Below are 25034 nucleotides of genomic sequence, written 5' to 3' on the forward strand. Positions count from 1 at the left end.
TCCTGCACGGCCCGGTCCTCAGGGGATGTCGAGACCGATCTTTCTGTATTCACCGAGTTTGTTGCGCAGGGTGCGCACGGAAATTCCAAGCAGCTCCGAAGCCTTGGTGCGGTTGCCGGAGGTCCTGTCCAGGCTTTTCATGATGAGCTGCATCTCCATTTCCTGGATGGTCGGAATGCGGCCGCCCTCTTCAAAGGAAATGGACGGGGCCTGGACCGGGGGGGCGCTCCCAGTCGCTTCCTCGGCCTCCTCGTCCTCCGGCGACCATTCCTGGCCGTCCATGAGGAAGTGCACGGGCCGGATGGGGCCGCCGCCGGCCAGGAGCACGGCCCGCTCCATGAGGTTCTGGAGCTCGCGCACGTTGCCCGGCCAGTCGTGGGCCATGAGCCACTGCCTGGCGTCGTCCGAGAGCTGCAGGGCGCCCAGGCCGTATTCACGGGAATTGCGGCGGATGAAGAAATCGGCCAGGAGCAGCACGTCCTCGCCGCGCTGGGCCAGGGGCGGCAGGCGCAGGGGGATGACGTTCAGGCGGTAGAAGAGGTCCTGGCGGAATTCGCCCCTCTCCACGCTCTGCTCCAGGTGGCGGTTGGTGGTGGCCAGCACGCGCACGTCGACCTTGACGGTCTCGACGCCGCCGACGCGGTCGATCTCGCCCTCCTGCAGGGCGCGCAGGAGCTTGGCCTGCAGGGGCAGGGCCATCTCGGAAATTTCGTCGAGGAGCAGCGTGCCGCCGCTGGCCAGCTCGAACTTGCCGAGCTTGCGCGAGATGGCTCCGGTGAAGGCGCCCTTCTCGTGGCCGAAGAGCTCGCTCTCCAGCAGATGCTCGGGCAGGGCCGCGCAGTTCACGGCCACGAAGGGCCCGTTCTCCCGGCCCGAATGAACGTGGATGAAGCGCGCGAACATCTCCTTGCCCGTGCCCGACTCGCCGGAGATGAGCACCGTGGCCTTGGACGCGGCCACCTGCCGGGCCAGGGCCAGGACCCGCATCACGGCCGGGTGCCGGCCGATGATGGACACCTCGCGCGGCTTCCCCTGGGGCGGCGCGGCGGGTGTGGCGGGTCCGGAAGGGACGTCGGCGGGCAGGGCGGCCTGCACCTTCTCCCAGGTCAGGGGGCAGAGCCAGTAGTCCTGGGCGCCCAGTTCCATGAACAGGCGGGCCTCGTCAGCACTGCCCTTGTCCGTGAAGACGATGACCGGGAGAGGGGTATCGGACTGCCGCACGGTTTCGAGCAGGTCCTGGGCGCGGTATCCGGGCAGGCTCGGCAAAGTGAAGACGAGGTCGGCCTTGCGCCCCTCGATGACCTTCAGGGCCGAGGCACGGTCCTCGACGACCATGGCCTGGCAGTCATGGGCCTTGAACTGCGCATGGAGCGGGGAAACAAGTTCCGATCGTGAAATGAAGAGGATACGCTTGGCCGCCATATCCGCGCACGCTATCTTTTCCAAGGCCTCTTTGCAATACGGGCCGGGCCAGGCGGCTTGCCCGTCCCCGGCCCTTCTGCTAGGGCTGGGGCGGATTTTCCGTGGCCGCCCATCATTTTATCAGGTACATTCTTTCATGAACCCCAAGAATCTCGAACAACTGCTGCGCGATGTCGCGGCCGGAAACATCTCCTGCGAAGCGGCGGCGCAATCCATCAGCGGCTGCGGTCACGACGGGCTGCACCTCGACCCCGGCCGTTTCGAGCGCACACGCGTGGGCGAAGTGGTCTACGGCCAGGGCAAGACCCTGGAGCAGATCGCCGCCTCCCTGGACGCCCTCGGACGGCACCACCCCGTCCTGGCAACCAGGATCGCCGAGGGCCAGGGCCGGGAACTGCTCTCAATCTTCCCCCACGGATGCCTGTGGGAGGAGGCCCGGCTCTTCAGCCTGGGCGCGGACCTGCTGACGCCGGACCCCAGGGCGCCCGAGTCGGACGTGCTCATCGTCACGGCCGGCTCCTCGGACCTGCCCGTGGCCCGCGAGGCCCTGGGCACGGCCAGGTTCCTCGATTTGAGCGCGCACCTGGTCTCCGACGTGGGCGTGGCCGGCCTGCATCGCCTGGAGCGGCACCTGGACACCCTGCGCCAAGCCCGCGTCGTCATCGCCGTGGCCGGCATGGAAGGAGCCCTGCCGAGCGTCCTGGGCGGCCTGGTCAAGGCCCCGATCATTGCGGTCCCGACCTCGACAGGCTATGGGGCCAACTTCGCCGGCCTGACCCCGCTCCTGGCCATGCTCAACTCCTGCGCGCCGGGCGTGGGCGTGGTCAACATCGACAACGGCTTCGGGGCGGCTGTGCTGGCGAAGAAAATTTTGGGTCAAAACGGGTAACCATGCGCAAACCGGTTCTTTTTCGGGTCACGAACAACCTCAAGGTGGGCGGCGTCCAACGCAGGCTGCGGGCACTCCTGCCGCTGCTCACGGAGCACTACGACGTCCACGTCGTGACCTACAAGGACAAGGGCGTGTTCTTCGATGAGCTGGCGGCCTTGGGCGTACGGACGCACTTCCTGCCCCGCAAGGGCCACTGGGACCCGCTGGCCATAGCCAGGCTGGCCAGGCTGTTCCGGGAACACAAGGCCGACATCGTGCACACCCACTCCTTCGGCGGCAACATTTTCGGGATTCTGGCGGCTTGGCTAGCCAAGATACCCGTTCGTATCGGCCAGGTTCACTCGCGCGGCCAGCATTGGTACGGCGCAACACGGTTTCGCCGGTGGAAGCAATGCAAGGAAGAAGCCGCCGTCATGGGCTTGATGGCCCACCATGTCGTTTGCGTCTCAGAGGAGACCCGAGCATACTATCATCAAATGACACGGCTGTCGTTGGACAGGATCAGCGTGCTCCACAATGGGCTCGATAAACTGGCTTCTATGGGCACCATGGCCCTTGAAGAATTTCACCTTCCCCATGACAAGCCCCTCATTGGCTTCGTAGGACGGCTAACGGCAGGAAAGGGCCTGAACCTTTTTCTGCATTTTGCGGCAAAGGCCTTGCAGGAACGCCCTGGGAGCTTTCATTTCGTGATTATAGGCGGAGGGGACCAGGCACCTCATAAAAAGCTTGCCAGGCTTTTAAACATTGAGGCCAAAGTCACATTCACTGGGGAGATGCAGGACATGCACGCCGCCTACTCCACACTGGATGCCCTGCTTTTCACGTCGGGACCAGCGCATGAGGGAATGCCGGGAGTCGTTCTCGAAGCGTGCTCTTACGGTTTACCGATCCTGGCCAGACAGTCTGAACCATTGCGGGAAATACGTTCCTACTACAACCGTATCAACTTTCTCAACGAAAGCATGTCCCCCGCACTTCAACTGGAGCAGACATTGGCGCTGCCCCCTGCCGACCAAGCGAAATTCAGAAACGAGTTCTCCATAGAAGCCATGCGCGACAGAACTCTCGATCTTTATGCCAGATTAACGAAACTGGCCAGACAATGAAACCGCTGTCTCTTCTGCAATCAACTCTGGGCGGAAGCATTCCGATCCTGTGCTACCATCAGGTGCGGCCGGACAGTGGCATGACGCCGGAAAAATTCGGCAGCCACCTGGACCTTCTCGCCGGTATGGGCTTCAAAAGCATCAGCCTGAAGCACCTGCTCGAAATCATACAGGGCAATCGGCGCATGGTTGGGCCATCGGTGGTCCTGACCTTCGATGACTGCACATTGGACAACTGGGTCTACGCAGTTCCAGAACTGCTGCGGCGCGGCATGTGCGCCGCTTTCTTCGCCGTCACGGATTTCCTGGCGCCCGGCAAGGCTCGCCCACGTGCGGACCAAGGCGGCCAGGGCACACCCGTGCCGTCCCTGGGCGAGATCATGCGCAGAGCGCTCAAGGGACATTTCGAGGGCTTCATGAACCATGACGAGGTCCGGGCCATGGTTCTCGAGGCAGGAATGGAGGTCTATTCGCACTCGGCAGCGCATCAAGCCTGCTTCATAAACCGGGTTCGGCAGGGCGTCCTGGGCGACAACCTGCACTGGAGCCACGAAGCCCTCTGCGGACCGGCCCCTGCAGACACCCAAGTCCACCGCGTCGGAAGCGCCTACGCACATGCCGGTTTCGGCCTTGACTGGGCCGGCCGCCCTCTGACCCTGACAACGCCCGAAGAGCGCCTGGCATTCTGCCTTGATGATTTCAGCAGAAGCAAAGCGCATTTAGAGAGCGTTCTCGAAAAGCCCTGCCCTTTCCTCTGCCTCCCGTGGGGGGAATATGACGACATCACCCTGGAAGCGGCCAGACAGGCAGGATATGAAGGGGTGCTGAATCTTCGGGCCGGGTACGTCGGGCCGGGAACGGACCCCCTTCGCATTGGGAGGCTGGCGGTCAAGGACCGCAAAAGCCGCTCCTGGCTAGGGGCCAAGGCGACCCTTCTGTCCACAAGGGCCACGGCTTCGTTGGTCCGGGGAAGACGCCCCGAGGGACGTGCGTGAAGATCTGTTTCGTCAACTCCACAAACAAATGGGGCGGCGTCAAGAGCTGGACCCTGGACGTTGCCTGCGGTCTGGCCAACCGGGGCCATCACGCCGTCATTGTTGGACGCCCGGGCCCCTTCGTCGACAAGGCGCGCGATATGGGCTTGGAAGCCATGGGGCTTTCCTTCGGCCCTGATTTCAACCCGCTGCTGATTTCACGCTTCATTGGGATGTTCCGCAAGGGCAAGATCGGCCTGGTTGTCGTCAACGTCGGCAAGGACATGCGTTCCGCCGGTATCGCGGCCAGGGTTCTCGGCATTCCTGTCGTGCACCGGGTGGGGCTGGCGGGCGACATGCTGAACACCTGGAAGGTGCGCCTGATGCACAAATGGGTGCGGCCCTCCATCCTGGTCCCCTGCGAGCAGATCAAGAACGGCATGCTGCAGGAACTGCCGTATCTCAGACCGGAAGAGGTCACGGTGGTCCTGACGGGCAAGGAGCCGGCTCCGGAGCCGCCGGCCACGGTGCACTCCCCTTTGCGCTTCATCTCCACCAGCCAGCTCAACGCGGACAAGGGACACAAGGATGTTCTTGGGGCCCTGGCCGGACTGAAAAAACTCGGGTACGATTTTTATTATGACATTGTGGGGACCGGACGCATAGAGACTGAATTGAAAGCGTTGGCCTCCCGACTCGACCTTGATGACAGGGTCGTGTGGCATGGATTTCAGAAGGATGTGAGGAGCACGCTACGAAAATCGGACATTTTTCTTCTCCCGTCCTACAGCGAGGGACTGCCCAACACCTTGCTTGAAGCCATGGCTGAAGGGCTGGTATGCGTGGCCAGGGATACCGGCGGCGTTAACGAAGTCTGGCCGCGCCAAGCTCAACGTCTGCTGCTGCCCGCTTCTTCCGATGCGCAACATGTCGCAACCACCCTGAAAAGCCTGCTCAAAACCGAAGTCGAGGACATCCTGGAACTCGGCCAAATTTTCTGGAACGCGGCCAATGAGAATTCGCTACGCATCATGTCCGATAAAATTGATTATTTTTTCCAGGCACAAGGAGCTTGCCGGTGATTGAACTTGGCCCCCCGATCGTCAAAGGCGGCTGGTGCGAAATTCGCGCCGTGGTCGGCCAGCCCGACCTCTGCGCCAAAGTGTTGATACAGAAACGCAGGTTCAAGGGAGGGCGTCCCGATCCTGACGAAATAGTGAATGCCAAATACGGAATCAGGGATTTTCTCGAATACGAATGGAAGAACTACAATAAGATTCTCGCGGTCTGCCCCGTAGAACTCCGCCGCCATTTTGTGCACATACACAGGATCGAAACAACTCGGGACGGCGTCAAGGCGCTCGTCATGGACGTGGTCCGTGACGACAGGGGAGAAATCGCGCCAAGCCTTGTCAAGAACACGCGCGTACTCAGCCCCGATTTCTGGACGACACTTGAACGCATTCGGCGCGAAGTCTTTGCACGCCATGCCATTGATCATTTTGGGATCGTGCCACGCAACATCCTGGTAAAATCGCCGGAGTGTCCGGTCTTCATCGACTTTCAAACCGGCAAAGAGCGCTACAGAGGGCAATTTTGGTTACGCTGGCCCTTCTTTGTCCGGGCCAAGACCAACCGCTGCTTCCGCAAACTGTACAAGGAGATGGGCATTGCCGAAAGGCTGCCGAGTAAATCATGAAATTCCTGGAAAACCATACTGTAAATATGCTTCGGCGCAGCCTGAGCTACTTTTTACCGTACAAGCTGCTTATTGTCGCCTCTTTTGCGGCCTTGGGCGTTGTCGCGCTCAGCACAGCAGGAGCTGCATACCTAGTTCAACCAGCTCTTGACGAAATTTTCATCAAAAAGGACGCCACCTCGCTGGTCATTGTTCCATTTCTTCTTGTCGCCGTCTTTCTTGCAAAAGGACTTGGGCTCTTTGTACAGAAGTTTCTCATGTCCTACTGCGGAACAAAAGTTCTTGAGCAACTGCGATATGAGCTGTTTGCGAAGATAATCTGCCTGCCGATGGATTTTTTTGGCGAAACCCGCGTCGGGATGCTCATGTCCCGCATCATCAGCGATGTGAATCTGATCAGCGCCAGCCTGCCGGAACTCATACGGCTCATACAGCACAGCCTGACCATGGTCGGACTGATCGGCCTTGTCCTCTACAGAGACATGCAGCTCGCCTTCTGGGCCTGTCTTGTTTTCCCGCTGGCAGTCTATCCAGTCATCTACTTCGGACGGAAGTTGCGCAAAATCGGCAGAAAATACCAATCTGAGTTGGCTGATATTTCCTCCCACCTCCAGGAGAGCTTCAACGGGCTGCGGGTGGTGAAGGCTTTTGCTTCCGAGGAGTACGAAAAAAACAAATTCAGGCATGTCAGCAACAACCTGGCTCGCATCGGCATCAAAGGGAAGATGTACAACCAGCTCTCTTCCCCGATCATGGAACTCATTGGAGCCGTCGGCGCCGGGCTGGTCATTTGGTACGGCGGCAGCCAAGTTATTGCCGGAAACCGGACTCCCGGAGAATTCTTCTCCTTCATGACAGCCCTTATCATGCTGTACGATCCCTTCAAATCCATCAGCCAAGCCAACAACACCATCCAGCAGGCCATGGCAGGGGCGGAGCGCGTCTTCGAAATTCTTGATTCGGCGGAGCTGGTTGAAGAAACCGGCGGCACGATCGAATACACCCCCCCGTTCACCGTGCTGTCCTTTGAGCGCGTGAGCTTTTCCTATCCGGGAGCGCCGGAACCGGCTCTGAAGGGCATCGACCTGACAATCAACGCAGGCGAGCGCATCGCCTTGGTCGGCCAGAGCGGCGCCGGCAAAACGACCTTTGCGCACCTGGTGCCGCGTTTTCACGATTGCACGGAGGGTGTAATTCGTCTGAACGGCCGCCCATTGCGCGACTACACGCTGGCCAGCCTGCGCACGAACATTGGCATCGTGTCTCAGGACCCGTTTCTCTTCAATCTGTCGGTACGAGACAATATCGCCTACGGGCAACCGGGCACGGACCAAATACTGGTGGAGCAGGCTGCAAAGGCAGCCTACGCCCATGACTTCATCATGGAACTGCCCCAAGGCTACGACACGGTCGTCGGCGAAAAAGGCGTGAAGCTCTCAGGGGGACAGAAACAGCGTCTGACCATTGCCAGGGCCATCATGAAGAACCCTACGCTTTTGATCCTGGACGAAGCCACTTCGGCTCTGGACACTGAATCCGAGCGCATCGTCCAGCAGGCGCTGGACAACCTCATGAAGGGGAGAACCAGCATTGTCATCGCTCATCGCCTCTCCACCGTGCTCTCCGCAGACCGGATTATCGTCATGCGAAACGGTGAAATCGTCAGCCAAGGCACCAACGAACAACTCCTGCAGACCTGCCCGCTGTACACGAAACTTTACACGCTCCAGTTCGAAGGTCAAAAATGAACGATTCCTATGCAATAGTCACGAGTGCTGACGAAGGATACGCCCACTTTGTCAGAAACTTGGCAGAAAACTGCTTGCGGACGTTTGGAAAAAAACTCGTCGTTTACGATCTCGGAATATGCGAGAATACAAAAAAGACAATCAATGCGCATTTCATCGAATTTAAGGCAAGCAAAGAATACAAGAATATCAACTCAAAAAATAGCATAAAAGCAACGCACAAGCCAAAGTGCATTCTTGACTACTTTTACAGATCGCAGCACAAATTCTTGTTTATCGACGCAGATTGCCTCTTTACGGAGCGCCCTATTTTTCCTGAGGCAGACATCTGCCTAACTTTCAGGATATATTCCGAACAGACGGCAAGCGACTTTCGCAAAAATGGGATTATCAACAGCGGAGTCATACTGATAGACCCCCTGTCGAATAATAAGGCGGGCTTGGAAAATCTGCTCAATAAATGGATTTCAAGATGCGAAGGCGATCAGGACTCAACAGACCAAAAAACCCTGAGCGACATATTGCTCAGCCTTAACAATATAATATCCCCTGGAAAAAAATACAGATTTGAAAATGCGGAAATCTTGATTCTCGAGTCTGAATTTTTCAATGATGTCAAAAGAAGAACCGGCAGCATTCTCCACTTCAAGGCTGCATCGAGAAATGCCGAAAAAATGCAGGAATATCTTTTATTCTATAAATTAACCAAATTTAAAGCACTAACAAAAGCATACATTTATGCAAATAGACTCATTCTAGATATTAAAAGAAAAAGACACCCGGAAAGATACAAAACACGATACCTCAAAGAGATGTCATAAAATGAATTCTTATTTTTTTAACAACTGCAGTTATAATATTTTTAACAGCTCATTTTACGATAAAGACAATCTAGGCCTATTCTCTATCAATTTGCTTCGCATAGGATTTTGCATATTCATCCTGACACTCCCACTTGGGAAAGCTCCGGCCAACGTTGGTTCAATTGCGGCCCTGATCGGACTGATCGGCTATTATTCAACAAAATATCATGAATCAAACCTTTGTGCTCTTGGACGCATAAAATGGGTTTATTTTTTATTCATCTTATTTTTATTTTTAAAAATATTTCACAATATCAACATATCAAACGGCTGGTATGGATTCCAAACGAATATCAACGGCGCATTTACACTTTTTTTCATAGGCCTGGAATTTATTCGGAATGAAAAAGACATCAAGCTCCTCGCCATTCTTTTCACAATCGCCGGTTTTTACGAAGGGCTTGACGGGATATATCAATATGTCACGGGCTTCGACTTGATACGGGGCGATGCCCCTCTCGGCGGACCGACGGGGATTCGACTGACAGGATCCTTTAAAACATATCGCGTCGGGAACTATATATCACTGGTTCTTCCAGTGGCCCTTGCCACCTGGTTCATTTTGCCGTCACGATGGAGCAAGCAGGCAAAGTACGCATTCATGGCCGTCTTACTTGCACCCGGCATCTTCCTGCTGGTGGGCTCTCAAACCAGGAGCGGACTGCTGGGTTTTCTTGTGGCCGTAACCGCCAGCCTCATACTGCTCGAAGCCATTTCCTGGAAAGGAGTTCTCGGAAGTGGTGCGGCCTTGGTGGGAGCTTTGCTCTTCGTCAAACGAACGTCATTTGAAATGATCATGCAGGATGGACGAATCAAAGAACTCTGGCCTTATGCCTGGAAGGTCTTTGAAAGTGCTCCAATTCTAGGCGTAGGCCTGAACAGTTTCAATCCAGGAGTACATGCACTGGGACTCGACTTCCAGATACATTCGCAGAGCATCCAGCATCCCCACAACATTTACCTGCAATTTCTGTGTGAAATGGGTATGGTAGGGCTTGGCATCCTGCTTTTCTTTATGTTGTTCTACATGCTGTGGAGTCTTCGACAGATTCTCATTGCTCGGACCGCCAATAAATCTAGCGTATGGAAAGTGACCTCATGCTTCTGGGTAGCTTTTCTGGGATACATGGCCACTGGCGTGAGCGCCCATGACTTCTTCCGGACGTGGTGGCTTGGCATGGCGTTCTCAATCCTCGGCATCATCATGGGGTGCGGGTTGGCTCTCCAAAAAAGCAATACGGTCAACACGCACCCCGACATCGACATACTTCCCCGGGCGTCTTGAGCAGAATATAAATATCAAGCCAAACAGACCAGTTGCGCACATAGTACGCATCCAGCCTGACGCGTTCGGAGTACGAAGTGCCGCTTCTGCCTGAAACCTGCCACAATCCTGTCAAACCCGGCTTGACTTTCTTGTAGAGGACGAAGCCACCCTCGTATTTGTCCACCTCGTCCCAAACTATGGGCCTCGGCCCGACCAGGCTCAAATCACCGCGCACGACATTCCAGAGCTGCGGCAACTCGTCCAGACTTGTCCTGCGCAGAAAGCGTCCCGCCTTGGTGATCCGGGGGTCACAGACCAGCTTATGCTTCTCTTCCCATTCCGCACGCAAAGCCGGGTCGGACTTCAGGCATTCGGCCAGCACGGCGCCAGCATCCCGGACCATGGTCCGGAATTTCCAGATCGTTATATCCTTGCCGTCACGCCCGATCCGCTTGTGGCCAAACAACACGGGGCCTTTTGAATCCAGCTTGATGACCAATGCTATGGCTGCGGAAAGGAGCAAAATAAGCGGCGAAAAGAAGAAAATCAGAGCCAGTTCCGCGCAACGTTTGATCCACTGCCTGCGCGGGTCGAGAAGCTTCTGGTGCACTTCCAGGCCCAGAATCCCGCCCATGTCGAAGGCGGATATCCACAGCGAGGACGCCCCGAACAGGTCCGGAATGATGATTAACCGCCTGAAATCAGCGGCCGGCCCTTGCAACACCTCCACCAGCTTGGCCGGCCCTGCTCCGGGCATGGCCACAATTGCGGTGGATCCTTTGCATTCCTCGGTCACTTTCCGTGCAGCATCCAAGGGACCTATCACGGGGAGCCCCACGCAATTTTTCCCGATTATCCGCGGGTCATCGTCAAAAAATGCCACCGGGCGCAAGCACAGGCGGTGCTCCCGCGCCAATGCTTCCGCAACGGCTTCACCTGTCTTGCCTGCACCCAAAATAACCACAGGATGACCCCAGCGCCTCCACTTCTCCACCTTTCGCCGGAGCATGGTCCGAAAAAAAGGCACCGCCGCCAAAACACCAAGCCAGGCCATGACAAAAATTCCTCGGGAGAACGTGTCACTTTGCTTGGACAGAAAGATCGCCCCCAAAAGAATCAAAAAAATCACGGAAGTTGACTGGGCAATCTTCTTCAGTTCCTCTGGAGGACTCAGCAAAATCCCGGGATACAGGCCGGCAATGGCATAAGCCGCCGGAAAGAGGAGCAGCAACGGAATCATGTTCCAGTAAAGCTCAAGGCCAAAAGACCCGCCAAGGGCATACCTGACGACAACGCTCAGACACCATACCATCAAGAGTGCAACGCTATCGGACAGCAATAAAAGGCCCGTAATCCTGAAGCCGGAAAGCATGCCTTGCCGGGGCAAAATCGCATTGATATTTTCCGCTGTGACCGCGGCGTCAGCTCTGGTTTTGAACATCCCATCGTCCCATTGCGCGCGCATGCGCGCGAAGTTGAGTCTCAATAATTTTCGACATCTCAGACCTGAACCTTTCCGGGCTAAACCGGCACGCGTACTCACGGATCTCAGCCGGATCAAACTCGCTCTTCATGCCCTCGAAGCGCTCGACTGCCTCAAGCAGCGCGTCTTCGGTCTGTTCATGAAAGAAAACACCTGTCTTGCCATCCACGACGGTCTCCAACGCCCCGCCCTTGCCAAAGGCTATGACTGGCCGCCCAGAAGCCATGGCTTCAAGGGGCACGAGCCCAAAATCTTCCTCCCCGGGAAAAACAAGGGCCTGGCAACGGGAGTAGTGATCGCGCAAGACCTCGAAAGGCTGCCGGCCCAAAAACTCGACATTCTTGCCTGCCATTTCGCGCAACATGCGCATCTGTTCGCCTTCCCCGATAACGACCAAGCGCTTTCCGGAGCGTGTAAAGGCCCTCACAGCAAGATCGGCCCGTTTGTAACCAACCAGCTGGCCAACCATAAGATAAAAATCATCATGCTGTTCCGAAATGAAAAAATCCTCCACTGCCACCGGAGGATAGACTACATCCGCTTCTCGCCGGTAATGCTTGGCAATCCTACGCGCGACATTGGCCGAATTGGCCACGAAATGATCCACCCTGTCGGCACTGAGCCTGTCCCACAGGCGCAGGTAGTGAAGAAGAGGGGCCATGAAGAATCTTTTGATTCGACCTGAACTGGACATATAATCGTGATACATATCCCAGACGTACCGCATGGGTGTATGGCAATAGCAGATGTGCAGCGTATCAGGGGAAGTCAGCACGCCTTTGGCGGGACCGGATTCGCTAGAAATGACGAGGTCATATCCGCGCAGATCGAATTGCTCCAAGGCCAGGGGCATAAGAGGCAGATAGTGTTTGTACCAGCGTTTTGAGAGGGGAAGCGTGTCAATAAACGAAGTGAATATTATACGCATTGCCATACGAGGAGACAACGCGTCGCGATCTAGAACAAGAGTGAAAATATCTGCGTCTGGATAAAGATCGCAGAATCCTTCAACAACCTTTTCACCACCTCTTTGCGATATGAACCAATAGTGGACAACGGCGACTCTCAATTTGTATTCACCTGCTCATCTAGATAAAAATAGTAGCGTTAAAACAGCACCCACTATTGACCGGCGCCGGTAAAGAACGTTGATAATTTAGTCGAAAGAATAATCATTTGCGAGAGGGCAAACATGCTTCTTGGGCTACACCCACAGGGTGACAGGAGTCCGATTCAATGAGCGATTTGCCTGCAAAGACTTCTTACCTTAGAGACACCGCGCCTCAGCCAAGGCACGAAAACAAAGCGGACATCCTGCCACGCCATGAGCAACAGCGCGCTCCACGGGGACAGTTTCGCCTTTTGCAACAAGTACTGCTTACGAAAGAAATTCATGCTCGCTACTTTGGCAGAGCGGGAAAAAATGTTCGGTTTTTTGCCGCAAAAATGTATAACTGCGGGCCTTACTCGATTTGCGTGCAATGCTTCAGGGCTGTAGTATTCTTGCAATTCAACATCGTCGTGATCAACAGGAATGACCTGATATTTAACGCTAAGTATACGTAACGACTCACGTTGGCAACCATAAGCCCATAGAAAATTAAGGGGGCCCATTTCCCCGCCAAAAAGAAAAACATTCGGGTCTCGCTTTTGAAGCATGGCAATATCATACCAGTCTTGGAGATCAAGCGCACCTCTTCGGGCATAAAATGTCCCCGTACAGGCGTAACGAGCTCGAAATTTCGTAAAATCAAAATCTGGATAGTACTTGACTAATTCCTGGGGAGCAAAAAACCAAAAAGCAATTTCTACATCGGAGTATAATTTTTGCTGGTCAACGATAAAGTCGTAACCATGCTTGTAAAAATCCTCTATCACATTGCCCCACACTATGGCATCTGCGTCAAGATAAAGCGACTCTTTAAAAGGACTATGCCAAAGCCCTACCATTTTTGTGAACCCCCACCCAAAACCAGTCTCTTTTAGTCGAGAGTCAACTACATCATTACGCGTTAATGTGGTCACGTTTGCGTCCGACAATACCTCGCCAAGACAGATTGGATCACCATCAACGACAAAACAAATGGGCATATCTGGCCCAAGAAAATATCGAACGCTCATGTATGACGCTTGCGCAAAGTGCACGTCACCAGGGTAGCATGTAATTACAATACCGAAACTTTTTTCCATTGACACCCCTAAAGGCTTGCACCCATATTGAGCTTGTGGCAATCTTTGAAGCATGAATTCGTTTGAACGTCCATTATTATCATGCGTTGTTGCAACATATAATGCAGCGGATAGTTTACCAACCTTGCTCGCCTCTCTTGCCGAACAAGATTTTCTAAGCATAGAGGTTGTCGTTCAAGACGGCGCAAGCAGCGACGCAACATTGAAAATCCTCGAACAGTGGAAAAAAAGATTGCCTTTTATCAAGGCATGCAGTTGTCGAGACAAAGGTATATACGATGCATGGAATAGCGCCGTAGAACGCGTAACAGGAGAATGGATACTTTTCTTAGGCGCAGACGACAGACTAATCACCCCATCCAGTTTATACCTTGCTGCAAAATTATTACGCAGCTTACCAGAAAAAACACTCTACATGGCAACACCTGTAATAACAACAAGCGATGTAATAAATTTTCCAATTACTACAGATAACAAAAGCATGCTATACCCATCACGAAATATTGCACGGGACATCGCACAGGGAATGGCCTTGCCGCACCAAGGACTGTTCCACAAACGCACGCTTTTTGACAAGCACCGCTTTAACACCAACTTCCGCATAGCTGGCGACTATGACTTTCTGGCTAGAACCTTTACGCTTGGAAACGTTGAAGTTCATGATATTCCGCTAGTATGCATGGCTACCGGCGGCGTAAGCTCTTCGCTCACCAGCATGTGGCGCGGCGAATGGGAACAATTGAAAATTTCACGACAATTCTTTCCCAAGTCATTTCCATGGAAAATTCTTGTTCGGTTAACGAGGAGCATCCTTTGTGCCCTACTGGCTAAACTTTTTGGCTTAGCCACTGCGGCCAAATTTGCCAATTTATTGCGAAAATTGCGCAACCGCCATCGATTATAGAACATTCCCTCAAAATAACATCACCATGAAAGTATCTCTTGCCATTGCGACCATTGGACGCACCAGAGAACTCAAAAGACTTCTTGAAAGTTTGTGCCAACAAACGCACAAGGACTTTGAAGTACTTATTGCAGATCAAAATCCTCAAGGTTTCCTCGACGCTACTCTGAACACATTTGCATCTCATCTACACATTCAACGCATCCGCATCAATCCTTGCGGGGTCTCCAACGCGAGAAACGCACTTTTCAAACTATTCACCGGAAACATTGTGGCCTTTCCTGATGATGATTGCTGGTATGCTCCCGATACTCTGGAGATGGCAGCGAAATTTTTCCAGCAACATGAATCTGCAGAGTGTGCCGTAGGAATTTGGGCGCATGACGATTCCGCCCTATTCTGCTCAAATTTTTATAATTTTGACACTTACGCAATGAACTACCGCGAATTATTCCGGCGTGGCGAAACTTATGTTCAATTTTACCGCCATAGCGCCGTGAAAGCCATCGGCATGTTCGACCCCATTCTTGGGCCAGGCACGGGGCTACCTTATGGTTGCGGCGAAGATACAGACTACCTTTTGCGAGCGGCAGGTATTGGGCTAGTGTGGCGAGTACCTGCCATTCGTGTATTTCATCCCTTACCAAACACTCAAAACCACGATCTCGCCCATAAATGGCGGTCCTATGGCCGCGGACGCATGTTCATACTTAAAAAACATAAGCTACCCCTCTGGTTCAAAATTGCCAACGTTGCTTATCCCCTTTGGAGAGCGATGATCGAAGGTAAGGGAACTTGGCGCTATCGCTGGGAAATGTTCCGAGGGCGGTTAAAAGGACTCCTTGACATATAATTGTATTTTTGAATTTTTTGAGCAACCCATCATCCTCGACCTCTCCCAACAACTCCGAAATACATTGTTCGAGACATCAGGACTGATTAGGATTCGATTACGCGACGATAAACGTTAAGTGTTTCTTGGGCGCACCTATCCCAAGAATATTTCAAAGATTGGCATCTGCCCTTATCAATGAGACTCTGCCTATATGAAGAGTCGAACAACGCGCGAGTCATTTCAGCAACGATGGAATCGACGGATTCGGGATCAAAATATCCGGCACCTTCTCCAACAACTTCGGGCAACGAACTCCGATCAGAACAGATGACAGGGCAATCAACACTCATCGCTTCCAACGGAGGAATCCCAAAGCCTTCATAAAGAGATGGATATACAAATAGACGCGCAGTGGCATACAGGTCGGCTAGAACCTCATCGCCGCCGCTAAAATGCTTTACCTGCAACCGCCTCCCACCCAATTCTTGAATTCGAGCCTGCTCGCGTATTGTCAATCTACCACCACCAAAAGTCACCAAATTGAATTCGTCATGAATCAAAGGAGATGCGGCATACGCTTGGAGAAGCCGATCAAAATTTTTATAACCACCTCGACTGCCAACATATAAGATAAAAGGAGCTTCGCACCGTCGCACACCGCTCGGACTCGCCAGCAACTCATAGCCATGATAGACTACGGATATCTTGGCAGGATTGACATCCAAAAAACGGATGAGGTCCTGGCGCGTATTCTCCGAAACGCAAATAATGTGATCCGCTCGCCTAGCAGCTGTCGCCTTCTTGCTCTTTGTAGCATCCTCCAACGTAAAACTATCCGGAAAAAGCTCATGAATCATATCATGTATAGTAATTATTCTTTTAATATGATCTGCACGAACAGAATCTACAGAGTAGTAGGTCTCGTGAATAATTTCTGGATTGTACTTATGAATCGCAATTGGCGAAAAAATACTATTAAAATACGAACACAAAAATCTTATTTTAGGGATATGCGGCACACGAATGCCTACTACGGGCACATTCGAATCTGACAAATACTCATTTATGTAAAAAGGGCTGATTACCCGCACAATATCAGTGCTATATTCATGAATACGACAGGCCAACTCAAAAAAATAGCGAGAGATACCGCCATATCTTTGTAATTCAAAAATCTGGTGATCGTAAGCGATTTTCATTCTCTCGATATTCATGGCATCAATTTCAGGATTGATTTCGCGATTTTCTTAACCTTGTTCAAAATTCTCCGACGCAGGCTGACAGTAAAATGACCTTTGGCTGTATAAACATCTGCTATCTGATGCGAAAATACATAACGAGGGTGACAAAGCGGAAACACAATTTCTCCTGTCGGCATATTTGCGTAAATACTAGCACCCGTGGTATGAGTTGCAGTTTGGCCGAATCCGATGTTTGAAACTAAATTAACCGCAGGCATGATAGCTAGCCGACTTTGCAACCAGGAACTCAAGACCCACTGATAATCCCAAGTGTCGAGAAGGCCTTGATGCACTTCGTTAAAAGCCTGTAGCCAATAGGATCTCTCGCCACTGCGCCCAATGTAGGCAGCAAGTAAACCATCACGCCGCGCCTGCGGCCAATCCCTTATTTCAACATCATAGTCCTTCCAAGCCCGACGCCATGACGCCCACCCCCAAATATGAAGATAACGCGAGAAATAATAGCTATCAGGCACAAGCACACGGTCAAAAAGAAAGTTATCACCACTTATCATGGCTATGCGCTCGTCATAACGATATCGCTCAAGCATCTCCTGACAGAAGCGGAAAAAAGTAGGATGAGGCAGACAGTCATCCTCGAGGATGATGGCCTCCTCGACCTGCTCGAACACCCAGTCTATACCGCTTGACACCCGCCTCTTACAACCCAGGTTAACCTCAGAAAAATTGGTCAGCACCTCACACGGCCAGTCAACTTTTTCGATAATGGCCCGCGCGGCGGCAACTCGCTCCACTTCTCCTAGTCGCGAAACGCGCGGGCCATCTCCGATCACCAGGAGTTTGGGCGGACGCGCCTTCGCGATCTCGGCAAACACCCTGGCCGTCGTATCAGGGCGATTGAAGATAATGAATGCGACAGGTGTTGTGAGTTCGTAGTCAGTCATTGGCCAGTCCCAGGAATGGATAGTTGCCGGCAAAGTGAAGAATATAGTTTTCCCTCAATTTCTCAGCAACAACGCGTGTATAAACACGTGGGTATAAAGTCCTGAGCATAGCTGGCGGCATGATGTTGTGCAATCTCTTTAAAATTTTAAAATGATACCCATGCGCAAAATCACGTGCGAATTGAGGCTCATCGGCGCTCAATGCATGAAGCACCTGCGTATTGAAGCGATCATCCAGAGGCTTGAACAGCCCATTGGTTTGAGAAACATAGGCTGCAATAGCTTCTTCATGACTTGTTTCAGGCAAGTCAGACCAATATGCATCTTCAAAAAGTTTACCGATTACAGACGGTCGGCATAGAAAAGCTCCTCCATTGATAGAACCGCGCAGCAATTCGCTGTCCTGAAACCCACGGGAGGTGAAATAACTTCTGTGGGTCTCCTCCAGTATGTCTGGCCGACGCCAAACGTGAAGGGCTGTGTTTTTAAATCCAGTAGATTCACGATTGTCAACAGCAGCAGAAAAAGCAAAGGAATCATCGATACAATCAAACACAGACGGAGCGCTACTCGATATCAAGACATCAAGGTCAACAAAGAAAATCCAATCGTAGGAACTATATAGATTTGGAAGTAACAGCTTTTGACTCTATATACTTCGCCTAAATTTTGGATTGGGAGCCTCATCGCAGAATCAAATCCGCGCCGCATTTTTTGGCAAATCCATGAAGGGGAACAATGAAAAAGACAGCAACCTGTTGTACTTCTTACCAACAGCCATTGTAACAACTGCGTATCTGCTCGTCTGCGACTTTGTCATGTCCGAAAGGCTCACGAATGAACAATTTTCTTGAAATAAGCAATTGTCTCCTGCAATCCATCTTCGAGATGCACACGGGGTTCCCAACCGAGCTTCTCTTTGGCCAACGAAATATCTGGCTTTCGCTGCCTCGGGTCATCTGTAGGCAACGGATGGAAGGCGAGTTTCGACTTGCCACCCACTAGACGCAGAACATTCTCTGCCAGTTCCAGCATAGTGAACTCCCCTGGATTGCCCATGTTCACAGGGCCGGTGAAGCCCTTCTCGCTTTCCATCATTCGCTCAAAGCCATCTATCATATCATCAACATAACAAAAAGATCGCGTCTGCTGGCCATCGCCATAAATGGTAAGGTCCTCACCTTTCAACGCCTGGACAACGAAATTGCTCACCACTCGCCCATCGTTGGGATGCATGTTCGGTCCGTATGTGTTGAAAATGCGCACAACCTTGATGTCCAGATTGTGTTGCCGATGGTAATCGAAAAACAACGTTTCGGCACAGCGCTTGCCTTCGTCGTAACAAGACCGTGGCCCTATCGGGTTGACCTTGCCCCAGTAGCTTTCCGGCTGCGGGTGTAGTTCCGGATCTCCATAGACTTCACTTGTGGAAGCTTGAAAAATACGAGCTTTCACCCGTTTGGCCAGGCCCAGCATGTTAATCGCCCCATGAACGCTGGTCTTGGTAGTTTGCACAGGGTCGAACTGATAGTGAATCGGACTCGCGGGACATGCCAAGTTGTAGATTTGATCAACTTCGACATAAAGTGGAAATGTCACGTCGTGACGCATAAGTTCAAAGTTCGGAGCTCCAATCAAATGAGCAACATTAGCTTTGCTACCTGTGAAAAAATTGTCTACGCACAAAACATCTACTCCGCCTTTGACAAGACGATTACAGAGTTGAGAGCCAAGGAAACCTGAACCACCTGTCACAAGGACACGCTTATTCATTACTCTACCCCTTAATTATAAATCCTAAATCCGTGAAAAAGTTACATTGAACATACAGTTTTGAAACATTTTGTACTTGAAATAAATCAATGATACCGGTATATTGAGCCTGCTTTTCCTGAATGATTTTTTGCACCCATTGGGTGCGACAGGAGTTTGCAATGCTCATCACCGATATCAAGCGAAACGAAGGAAACAACATTGGCCATGTCGGTCTGGCTCTGATTAGCGAGATGGCCAGGGTTTGCGGTCTGGACACACTGGTCGACCGTCTTGGGCCTGGAAAAGCTCCGCAGATCAAGGAGCGTGAAATTTTCCGCACATTGGTTGGCCTCATGTGCCAAGGCAAAACGGATTTCGACCATGTTCGTGAGTACTACGGCGACGATTTCTTCGCGACCAGCCTTGGCCTTGGACGCGTTCCTTCCGCCGAGATTTTGCGGCAACGGTTTCAGCGGATCGCCTTGGAAACTGACCTGGATGCCCAGTTGCCCCGCTGCTCGGTCGAGTTGTGGAAGAAGACTGGAATGCAGCCTGAACTTATCGAGATGACCAGGGACGACAACAAGAAAGAGCACTGGGTGCGCCTTGATATCGACGTCAGCATTTTCGATAACGCCGACACCGAGAAGGAAGGTGCCAGCGCGACGTACGACAAGAGATTCGGCTTCGCTCCGATCTTTGCTCATCTTGGTGGCGGCTGGATGGTCAACGGCAAGCTTCGTCCCGGATCGAGCCATTCCAGTTGCGAGGGCACGGATGAGTTCATCCTGGAGAGCCTCGGGTACGCCAAGTCCATGGTGGATGCGAACGTTCTCGTGGTCGCCGACAGCGGATTTGACAGCAAGGAGCGTCTGGAGACGCTGTGCACGCAGTCGCGCACCGGCTTCATCATCAAGCACAATCTGCGCAGGGAGCCGGTGACCGGTTGGCTCGCCACGGCCAAGGAGCATGCGCAGAAAGTAGAGAATTTCGCAACGTCCCGAGAAAAAGGCCGGATCTACCGGGGCTTCGTGATGTGCGAGATCGGAAAGAAGAACATGCCTGTCCGTCAGGTTTTCGAGGTCACGGAAGTGTTGAGCAAGGACGGTGTGTTCATGATGATTCCAGAGGTCCGCGTTTGCGTTTTGTGGACTAACCTGGAATTCGATGCCGATCAGGCTTTGAAGCTGTATCGCAAGCGGGGCACCAGCGAGCAGCACCACGGGGAATTCAAGACCGAGATGGACATGGAACGCCTGCCGTCGGGCAAGTTTGCCGTGAATGCACCCTTTCTGCGTTTGGGCATGCTGGTCTACAACATGCTTCGGGTGGCCTCCGTGGACTTGGTTGTGGCTCGGATGCTGGGGCTGAAAAAAGCCAACCGTCGCAGAACCAAGACGGTCATGCGGAGCATGATGAGCATTTGCGCCCGGATCACCCGCCATGCACGGAAGGTGATCCTGCATGTCTCCTGCCCGGAGCCATGGTTCAAGGTGGTCTCTGACCTGTTTTATCGTCTCAAGACGGCGTAACGAAAGGGCCATTAGGCTGCATTCCTAGGAGTAGTACGTCTGAAAACTGCAAAAAGTCGGTGTCCAGGAACTCTTGAAAGAATAAGAGGTCATCAAAAGTAAATTGAGTGGCCAACGTTTACCCATTTTTTGAAAAAAAGGGCTCAAAATTTAGAGTGGACAGTTTTGACAGCAGATGTCCACGGATTCAGGATAAATAATATTAAAACCTGACGGGAAACTTCGGCCACTCAATTCATGTAAGTTTCCCCACGGTTCAGGGTTATTCCATAGTACCAACAGAAATGCTCGGGCGTCATATTTTCAAGCATGAATGTGGGCAGACGAAGTTATAGCGCTCTCCTCCATTCCGTGGTCACAACCTGTGCTTCGGTCAAACCGTAAGCATTACGTCGGCTAACACTTGTTGTGAAATTTGCGGTTACAACTCTCGTTCAACCCATTCTGCCATGGCTTACCATAATCGATCAGCTCCTAAAGTGTAGACAACTAACTTCTGGCAACATTATTAATGAGGGCAAGGATTTCTTTTTCCCAATGCTCCAAAGAAAATTTTTCCTGTGCTAAAATTCTCCCCGCATTACCAAAGTCGTTCCGCATGTCAGAATCTTCCAAGAGGCAACAGATGGCATCTGCCATTCCAGAAGCATCGTCAGGAGACAACACAAAGCCATTGAAACCGTGCTGTACAGATTCAGGCAAGCCACCCGCGCAGGAAACAACACAGGGTAAACCATTACACATGGCCTCCACTACAGCGATACCGTGGCTTTCAAGATCGCTGGGCTGAAAATATACGGCACCATCTTTGAATGGATTTTGCAATCTTGTGATTCTGCCGGGAAATGACACGCCATCCAGTCCTTTTGAGAGATTGCGCATACGCTCAAGCAACGGACCATCTCCATACCAGATAAAGCTAACATTTGGATGACGCGCCAAAACACGATGGGCAACACACACCCAAGTGTAAGGATTTTTATAATCGACTACATGCCCCAAGGTGATGATGCGCGTGCATCCTGGCCGCACATCGAAATGTCCGGCAAAACTATATGATGCTGGGTTATAAATTACGGTTGTGGGCACATTCCACGCATTATTAATAAGTCCAGCTGCAAAATGAGAAACGGTACAAAGACATCTCTTTCTACCCAACCGCCTGAGGAATAAATGAAGAATCCAACACTCAGGAGGTTTGTTGGATAACACACAACTATGCAAAACATGAACTGAAGGCAAGGGCAACAAAAGGCATGACAACCAGTGCCCAGGCGTTCCATGTGTAAAAAAAAGTACTTGTGGTTTATACCGCAGAATAAACGGAAGCAGACGCTTCCACTCCCAAAAAGCGGCAAAAGGTTGCCGCGTAGAAAAAAATCCTCTCCGGGATGGAAATGTACACCAAGCGCGGAACTTATTCCGCATAATCTGGTCAAAAAAGTCGTCATCTTCCGCCGCGCTGGGCACAAGCCCGACAAGTTCATGCCCTTCACGATGCAACATACCTGCAAGTAACTCGAAATAGGTTCGTGTGCCCCCCATGACATCAAAATCAGCGATAATTGCTATACGCATGATTTTTCCTTATAAATATATTGCGAATTACAAATATGCCTAACAAAAAAAATAGTCGCTATGAAAAAAAATCTTAAACAAATATACAATCTATCTGTGTCAGTATTCAATACTACCTACAAAGCACTGTAGATAAAAAATAGATCGATAGCTTTAATGACACCTCACGCGCTCCACAAAACTCCTAACAAAAGACCGAATATTACTAGGCAAACGATGCCACAAAGGTCGCAAAAAAGTTTTCAAATTTATTGGCGTTTGCGCGCACAGCCTGCAACGACGTTCAGCAATTTCAGCACTCAGCGCCGAATGACTAAAAAAATGGCAAGACTCGTTAACCTGCAATAAGACTTTTAGCCAACGCTTTGCTCGCATCAAGTCTAGAATGGATAATGTGCAATAACCAGTGCAAAGCCAATGCAGATTTAAAACTGAAGGGGAGATAGGAACGTTAAGCCGCTTTAGCAACTTTTTATGCACCTCACTCGCCCCGTCGCGTTGTTTTTTGTAATAGTCTTGACGGTCAAGATGAGGATACGTCCTATAGTACACTAATACTTCTGGAATGTTTGCAAAATGAACATTAGCATTGTCTGCCAGCTTTGCCCACAATGCATAGTCTTCGGCAACAAAGTTGTTTTCATCGTATCCACCAACGTCCACAACAATATTACGACGAAACATAACTGTTGGATGCGCAAGCGGACATTCAAATAGCATATGCGCACGTATCATATGGTCATCGCAATAATTGCTCCACATCCCACGTTCATTAAGATAAGACATAAACGAACCGCAAAGAGAAACATCTGTGCGCAAAAGCATAAATTCATACTGTCTCTCAAGACGCGTCGGAGCGGCAACATCGTCAGCATCCATGATTGCAATTAAATCAGATTGGGCTAATTTTATGGCAAGATTTCGAGAAAATGAACGTTCCTTATTTTGCTCATTTGTTAAAATAATTATACGACTATCTTCAACAGCATGACGTTTTAGTATATCAGGAGTAGCATCTGTCGATGCATCATCAACAATAATAAATTCAAACTCTGAAAGAGTCTGAATTCGAATAGAATGTATACATTCGTTTAAAAACTCTTCTCCGTTATATACGGCAAGTATGACTGAAACTTTCGGCTGGCATGACATAAATATTTCTTAACTAATCGATCCTGAAAAACTCTAAATACGACCCTTCAGGCACAAGCAGTACCGGCCGAATATCTGATCGAAAAACGACCCCAAGTAATTTGAGACACAAAAAAACAGCATCCGTATCAACTTCAGAAAGTTGAAGGCCGCACAGGCCATGAACTGGTTTACGGAATCCCCAATCTGACCTTTAAGATAGTTTCGAAGCATCCTGTGATCGCTTTTGAGATGGCCGACGATTGGCTTGATAGCGGCGCCGAGCTGACTTTTTGGGTTGCATCGTCAGTTACCTAAGAGTGATTTCGACCATAAAAATGAATTTCTGTTACGCTACTGGTTATTTACAACACATTATCTTCGACAAACTTCAATAAATTTCTGGATATTGTCATATTTTCAGGACAGACTATTTAGTTTAGATATTAAATGCGCTCTATACTTCACAAGTGAAGGAGACGGATTATACAACTCGAGCAGCCAAAACAACTACAAGGAATCATTGCAAAGATCTTTATACATCGCCTAGCATCTTTTAATCGCCTGCCTGAATCTTCTAAAATACCTCCCAGAAGTATCTCTTATTCCACTTTCGAGCACATCAAGAATTGCACAATTGCATAAATAAGAAGCTTTGTTTGCACCTTTAGGATATAATGACGAACATTCTTCAAAAATTGTTTTCGTACGCGCCATATATGTTTGTGATTCGGAAAATAGCTTACCACGTTGAGCAATAGCCTGACGCTCATCTTCATGCTCAAGATAGTAATCAATCAGAGAAACGGCCTCTTCCAGAGTATCAAAAAAGAGGCACACCGGATTATCGACACTCTGGAGCAGTCGCTCCATTCCATTATTTTGAATGCGCTCCGTAATAAGAAGAGCGCCACTACAAAGCGCCTCAAAAAAACGCATATTGATGTCGTTATTTATGGAAATATTAAAAACGATCCGCGATCCGGAGTAAATCTCTCCAATATTTGACTTGTTTGCACGATTAATAAAAGAGCGATTAGCGTATCTTTTCCGTAAAAAGCTCAAATACATTTCTCGCTTTGGGTCATTCACTCCACCAATAAAAGCCAGATCATATTGAAAAGGCGGGTTCTTACATCTATGCCATTTTTGCGAACACCCCAAAGGCAACCACGATGTATTACTACAAATCCTTTTGAGCGGCCCAACTGCATTAAACTGAGCGCAAAAAACAGCATCTGCGAACCGAGCCATATACATATCTAAATCAAGCCGAGTATGGGTATCTATTACATATAAAATTTTAAGCACATCCGCATCAGGATAGATACAATAATGCGTCCCATCGTCGATATACAACCGCATTGCAAAATCCTTAGGAATAATTCGCTGCTCTTTTGGATGAAACTGTTGATACGCGACACCCATATCATTCAGAGCCTCCACAAAATAACCGGCGGTGGTGTACTCGTTGGCAAAAGAATTGATAACAGCGATAGGCTGCAT

General features: G+C 51.0%; 22 protein-coding genes and 2 pseudogenes. 11 read left to right on the forward strand and 13 right to left on the reverse strand.

Going from position 1 to position 25034, the window contains the following annotated elements; translation table 11 throughout:
* Positions 1 to 18 precede the first annotated feature (18 nt).
* Complete coding sequence (locus ACYQ3G_RS04745; protein ID WP_459824185.1) at positions 19 to 1422, reverse strand: sigma 54-interacting transcriptional regulator; 1404 nt, start codon at positions 1420 to 1422, stop codon at positions 19 to 21.
* A 136-nt stretch (positions 1423 to 1558) separates the two neighbouring features.
* Between ACYQ3G_RS04745 and larB the strand changes: the two genes are divergently transcribed.
* The 8 genes from larB (at position 1559) to ACYQ3G_RS04785 (ending at position 9992) form a co-directional block, all read left to right on the forward strand.
* Complete coding sequence (larB, locus tag ACYQ3G_RS04750) at positions 1559 to 2311, forward strand: nickel pincer cofactor biosynthesis protein LarB (protein ID WP_459822950.1); 753 nt, start codon at positions 1559 to 1561, stop codon at positions 2309 to 2311.
* A 2-nt stretch (positions 2312 to 2313) separates the two neighbouring features.
* A complete protein-coding gene (locus ACYQ3G_RS04755; protein WP_459822952.1) occupies positions 2314 to 3423 on the forward strand; it encodes a glycosyltransferase in 1110 nt (369 codons plus the stop codon).
* Between the two features lie 80 nt (positions 3424 to 3503).
* Positions 3504 to 4418 carry a polysaccharide deacetylase family protein gene (locus ACYQ3G_RS04760; RefSeq protein WP_459822955.1) on the forward strand — a complete coding sequence of 305 codons (915 nt, stop codon included), beginning with the start codon at positions 3504 to 3506 and terminating at the stop codon, positions 4416 to 4418.
* On the forward strand, positions 4415 to 5479 hold the full coding sequence (locus tag ACYQ3G_RS04765; protein WP_459822957.1) for a glycosyltransferase: 1065 nt from the start codon (positions 4415 to 4417) through the stop codon (positions 5477 to 5479). The genes ACYQ3G_RS04760 and ACYQ3G_RS04765 overlap by 4 nt, the downstream gene beginning before the upstream one ends.
* Positions 5476 to 6096, forward strand: coding sequence for a hypothetical protein (locus ACYQ3G_RS04770; protein ID WP_459822960.1), 621 nt, complete (start codon positions 5476 to 5478; stop codon positions 6094 to 6096). The genes ACYQ3G_RS04765 and ACYQ3G_RS04770 overlap by 4 nt, the downstream gene beginning before the upstream one ends.
* Positions 6093 to 7844 (forward strand): ABC transporter ATP-binding protein, encoded by a 1752-nt coding sequence (locus tag ACYQ3G_RS04775; RefSeq protein WP_459822964.1) that lies wholly within the window; start codon positions 6093 to 6095, stop codon positions 7842 to 7844. The genes ACYQ3G_RS04770 and ACYQ3G_RS04775 overlap by 4 nt, the downstream gene beginning before the upstream one ends.
* A complete protein-coding gene (locus ACYQ3G_RS04780; protein WP_459822967.1) occupies positions 7841 to 8665 on the forward strand; it encodes a hypothetical protein in 825 nt (274 codons plus the stop codon). Before ACYQ3G_RS04775 ends, ACYQ3G_RS04780 begins: the two co-directional genes overlap by 4 nt.
* A 1-nt stretch (position 8666) precedes the next feature.
* Positions 8667 to 9992: an O-antigen ligase family protein gene (locus tag ACYQ3G_RS04785; RefSeq protein WP_459822970.1), complete on the forward strand. Its 1326-nt coding sequence runs from the start codon at positions 8667 to 8669 to the stop codon at positions 9990 to 9992.
* Here ACYQ3G_RS04785 and wbaP read toward each other — a convergent pair.
* The 3 genes from wbaP to ACYQ3G_RS04800 all read right to left on the reverse strand — a co-directional run bounded on the left by wbaP (position 9949) and on the right by ACYQ3G_RS04800 (position 13647).
* Positions 9949 to 11415, reverse strand: coding sequence for an undecaprenyl-phosphate galactose phosphotransferase WbaP (gene wbaP / locus ACYQ3G_RS04790; RefSeq protein ID WP_459822973.1), 1467 nt, complete (start codon positions 11413 to 11415; stop codon positions 9949 to 9951). The two genes, ACYQ3G_RS04785 and wbaP, sit on opposite strands and share 44 nt — an antisense overlap.
* A complete protein-coding gene (locus tag ACYQ3G_RS04795) occupies positions 11396 to 12526 on the reverse strand; it encodes a glycosyltransferase family 4 protein (RefSeq protein ID WP_459822976.1) in 1131 nt (376 codons plus the stop codon). The genes wbaP and ACYQ3G_RS04795 overlap by 20 nt, the downstream gene beginning before the upstream one ends.
* Positions 12527 to 12690: 164 nt before the next feature.
* A complete protein-coding gene (locus ACYQ3G_RS04800) occupies positions 12691 to 13647 on the reverse strand; it encodes a hypothetical protein (RefSeq protein ID WP_459822979.1) in 957 nt (318 codons plus the stop codon).
* A gap of 52 nt (positions 13648 to 13699) precedes the next feature.
* Between ACYQ3G_RS04800 and ACYQ3G_RS04805 the strand changes: the two genes are divergently transcribed.
* Entirely contained in the window at positions 13700 to 14551 is an 852-nt protein-coding gene (locus tag ACYQ3G_RS04805; protein ID WP_459822981.1) for a glycosyltransferase, read from the forward strand.
* A 25-nt stretch (positions 14552 to 14576) separates the two neighbouring features.
* Positions 14577 to 15404 carry a glycosyltransferase family 2 protein gene (locus ACYQ3G_RS04810; RefSeq protein WP_459822984.1) on the forward strand — a complete coding sequence of 276 codons (828 nt, stop codon included), beginning with the start codon at positions 14577 to 14579 and terminating at the stop codon, positions 15402 to 15404.
* Between the two features lie 86 nt (positions 15405 to 15490).
* On the opposite strand, the gene ACYQ3G_RS04815 is transcribed toward ACYQ3G_RS04810, so the two are convergent.
* The 4 genes from ACYQ3G_RS04815 to ACYQ3G_RS04830 form a co-directional block, all read right to left on the reverse strand.
* The gene (locus ACYQ3G_RS04815; protein ID WP_459822986.1) at positions 15491 to 16600 is read right to left on the reverse strand and encodes a glycosyltransferase family 4 protein; all 1110 of its coding nucleotides are present in this window, start codon (positions 16598 to 16600) and stop codon (positions 15491 to 15493) included.
* Positions 16597 to 17532 (reverse strand): hypothetical protein, encoded by a 936-nt coding sequence (locus ACYQ3G_RS04820; protein WP_459822989.1) that lies wholly within the window; start codon positions 17530 to 17532, stop codon positions 16597 to 16599. The genes ACYQ3G_RS04815 and ACYQ3G_RS04820 overlap by 4 nt, the downstream gene beginning before the upstream one ends.
* Positions 17525 to 18088, reverse strand: coding sequence for a hypothetical protein (locus ACYQ3G_RS04825; RefSeq protein WP_459822992.1), 564 nt, complete (start codon positions 18086 to 18088; stop codon positions 17525 to 17527). Before ACYQ3G_RS04825 ends, ACYQ3G_RS04820 begins: the two co-directional genes overlap by 8 nt.
* Positions 18089 to 18363: 275 nt before the next feature.
* Positions 18364 to 19305: a UDP-glucuronic acid decarboxylase family protein gene (locus ACYQ3G_RS04830; protein ID WP_459822995.1), complete on the reverse strand. Its 942-nt coding sequence runs from the start codon at positions 19303 to 19305 to the stop codon at positions 18364 to 18366.
* Between the two features lie 161 nt (positions 19306 to 19466).
* Here ACYQ3G_RS04830 and ACYQ3G_RS04835 point away from each other — a divergent pair, with 161 nt between their 5' ends.
* Positions 19467 to 20819 carry an IS1380 family transposase gene (locus ACYQ3G_RS04835; RefSeq protein WP_459822997.1) on the forward strand — a complete coding sequence of 451 codons (1353 nt, stop codon included), beginning with the start codon at positions 19467 to 19469 and terminating at the stop codon, positions 20817 to 20819.
* A gap of 230 nt (positions 20820 to 21049) precedes the next feature.
* Here the strand turns inward: ACYQ3G_RS04835 and ACYQ3G_RS04840 are convergent.
* The 5 genes and pseudogenes from ACYQ3G_RS04840 to ACYQ3G_RS04860 form a co-directional block, all read right to left on the reverse strand.
* Positions 21050 to 21290, reverse strand: a pseudogene (locus tag ACYQ3G_RS04840) (integrase core domain-containing protein); the annotation flags it as partial.
* An 18-nt stretch (positions 21291 to 21308) separates the two neighbouring features.
* Positions 21309 to 22397, reverse strand: a complete 1089-nt coding sequence (locus tag ACYQ3G_RS04845; protein WP_459822999.1) for a glycosyltransferase family 4 protein — start codon at positions 22395 to 22397, stop codon at positions 21309 to 21311.
* A gap of 153 nt (positions 22398 to 22550) precedes the next feature.
* Positions 22551 to 23549, reverse strand: a complete 999-nt coding sequence (locus ACYQ3G_RS04850; protein ID WP_459823002.1) for a glycosyltransferase family 2 protein — start codon at positions 23547 to 23549, stop codon at positions 22551 to 22553.
* 13 nt (positions 23550 to 23562) lie between these two features.
* Positions 23563 to 23807 (reverse strand): annotated as a pseudogene (locus ACYQ3G_RS04855) (hypothetical protein); the annotation flags it as partial.
* Positions 23808 to 24074: 267 nt separating this feature from the next.
* Positions 24075 to 25034 (reverse strand): glycosyltransferase family protein, encoded by a 960-nt coding sequence (locus tag ACYQ3G_RS04860; RefSeq protein WP_459823005.1) that lies wholly within the window; start codon positions 25032 to 25034, stop codon positions 24075 to 24077.

This window comes from Desulfomicrobium salsuginis (genome assembly GCF_054657795.1).

Excerpts from the sequence above, each read along its gene's own strand:
- ACYQ3G_RS04745 (WP_459824185.1), bottom strand. The coding sequence starts at position 1,422 with ATGGCGGCCAAGCGTATCCTCTTCATTTCACGATCGGAACTTGTTTCC.
- larB (WP_459822950.1), top strand. The coding sequence starts at position 1,559 with ATGAACCCCAAGAATCTCGAACAACTGCTGCGCGATGTCGCGGCCGGA.
- ACYQ3G_RS04755 (WP_459822952.1), top strand. The coding sequence starts at position 2,314 with ATGCGCAAACCGGTTCTTTTTCGGGTCACGAACAACCTCAAGGTGGGC.
- ACYQ3G_RS04760 (WP_459822955.1), top strand. The coding sequence starts at position 3,504 with ATGACGCCGGAAAAATTCGGCAGCCACCTGGACCTTCTCGCCGGTATG.
- ACYQ3G_RS04775 (WP_459822964.1), top strand. The coding sequence starts at position 6,093 with ATGAAATTCCTGGAAAACCATACTGTAAATATGCTTCGGCGCAGCCTG.
- ACYQ3G_RS04780 (WP_459822967.1), top strand. The coding sequence starts at position 7,841 with ATGAACGATTCCTATGCAATAGTCACGAGTGCTGACGAAGGATACGCC.
- ACYQ3G_RS04785 (WP_459822970.1), top strand. The coding sequence starts at position 8,667 with ATGAATTCTTATTTTTTTAACAACTGCAGTTATAATATTTTTAACAGC.
- wbaP (WP_459822973.1), bottom strand. The coding sequence starts at position 11,415 with ATGTTCAAAACCAGAGCTGACGCCGCGGTCACAGCGGAAAATATCAAT.
- ACYQ3G_RS04800 (WP_459822979.1), bottom strand. The coding sequence starts at position 13,647 with ATGGAAAAAAGTTTCGGTATTGTAATTACATGCTACCCTGGTGACGTG.
- ACYQ3G_RS04805 (WP_459822981.1), top strand. The coding sequence starts at position 13,700 with ATGAATTCGTTTGAACGTCCATTATTATCATGCGTTGTTGCAACATAT.
- ACYQ3G_RS04810 (WP_459822984.1), top strand. The coding sequence starts at position 14,577 with ATGAAAGTATCTCTTGCCATTGCGACCATTGGACGCACCAGAGAACTC.
- ACYQ3G_RS04815 (WP_459822986.1), bottom strand. The coding sequence starts at position 16,600 with ATGAATATCGAGAGAATGAAAATCGCTTACGATCACCAGATTTTTGAA.
- ACYQ3G_RS04820 (WP_459822989.1), bottom strand. The coding sequence starts at position 17,532 with ATGACTGACTACGAACTCACAACACCTGTCGCATTCATTATCTTCAAT.
- ACYQ3G_RS04830 (WP_459822995.1), bottom strand. The coding sequence starts at position 19,305 with ATGAATAAGCGTGTCCTTGTGACAGGTGGTTCAGGTTTCCTTGGCTCT.
- ACYQ3G_RS04835 (WP_459822997.1), top strand. The coding sequence starts at position 19,467 with ATGCTCATCACCGATATCAAGCGAAACGAAGGAAACAACATTGGCCAT.
- ACYQ3G_RS04845 (WP_459822999.1), bottom strand. The coding sequence starts at position 22,397 with ATGCGTATAGCAATTATCGCTGATTTTGATGTCATGGGGGGCACACGA.
- ACYQ3G_RS04850 (WP_459823002.1), bottom strand. The coding sequence starts at position 23,549 with ATGTCATGCCAGCCGAAAGTTTCAGTCATACTTGCCGTATATAACGGA.
- ACYQ3G_RS04860 (WP_459823005.1), bottom strand. The coding sequence starts at position 25,034 with ATGCAGCCTATCGCTGTTATCAATTCTTTTGCCAACGAGTACACCACC.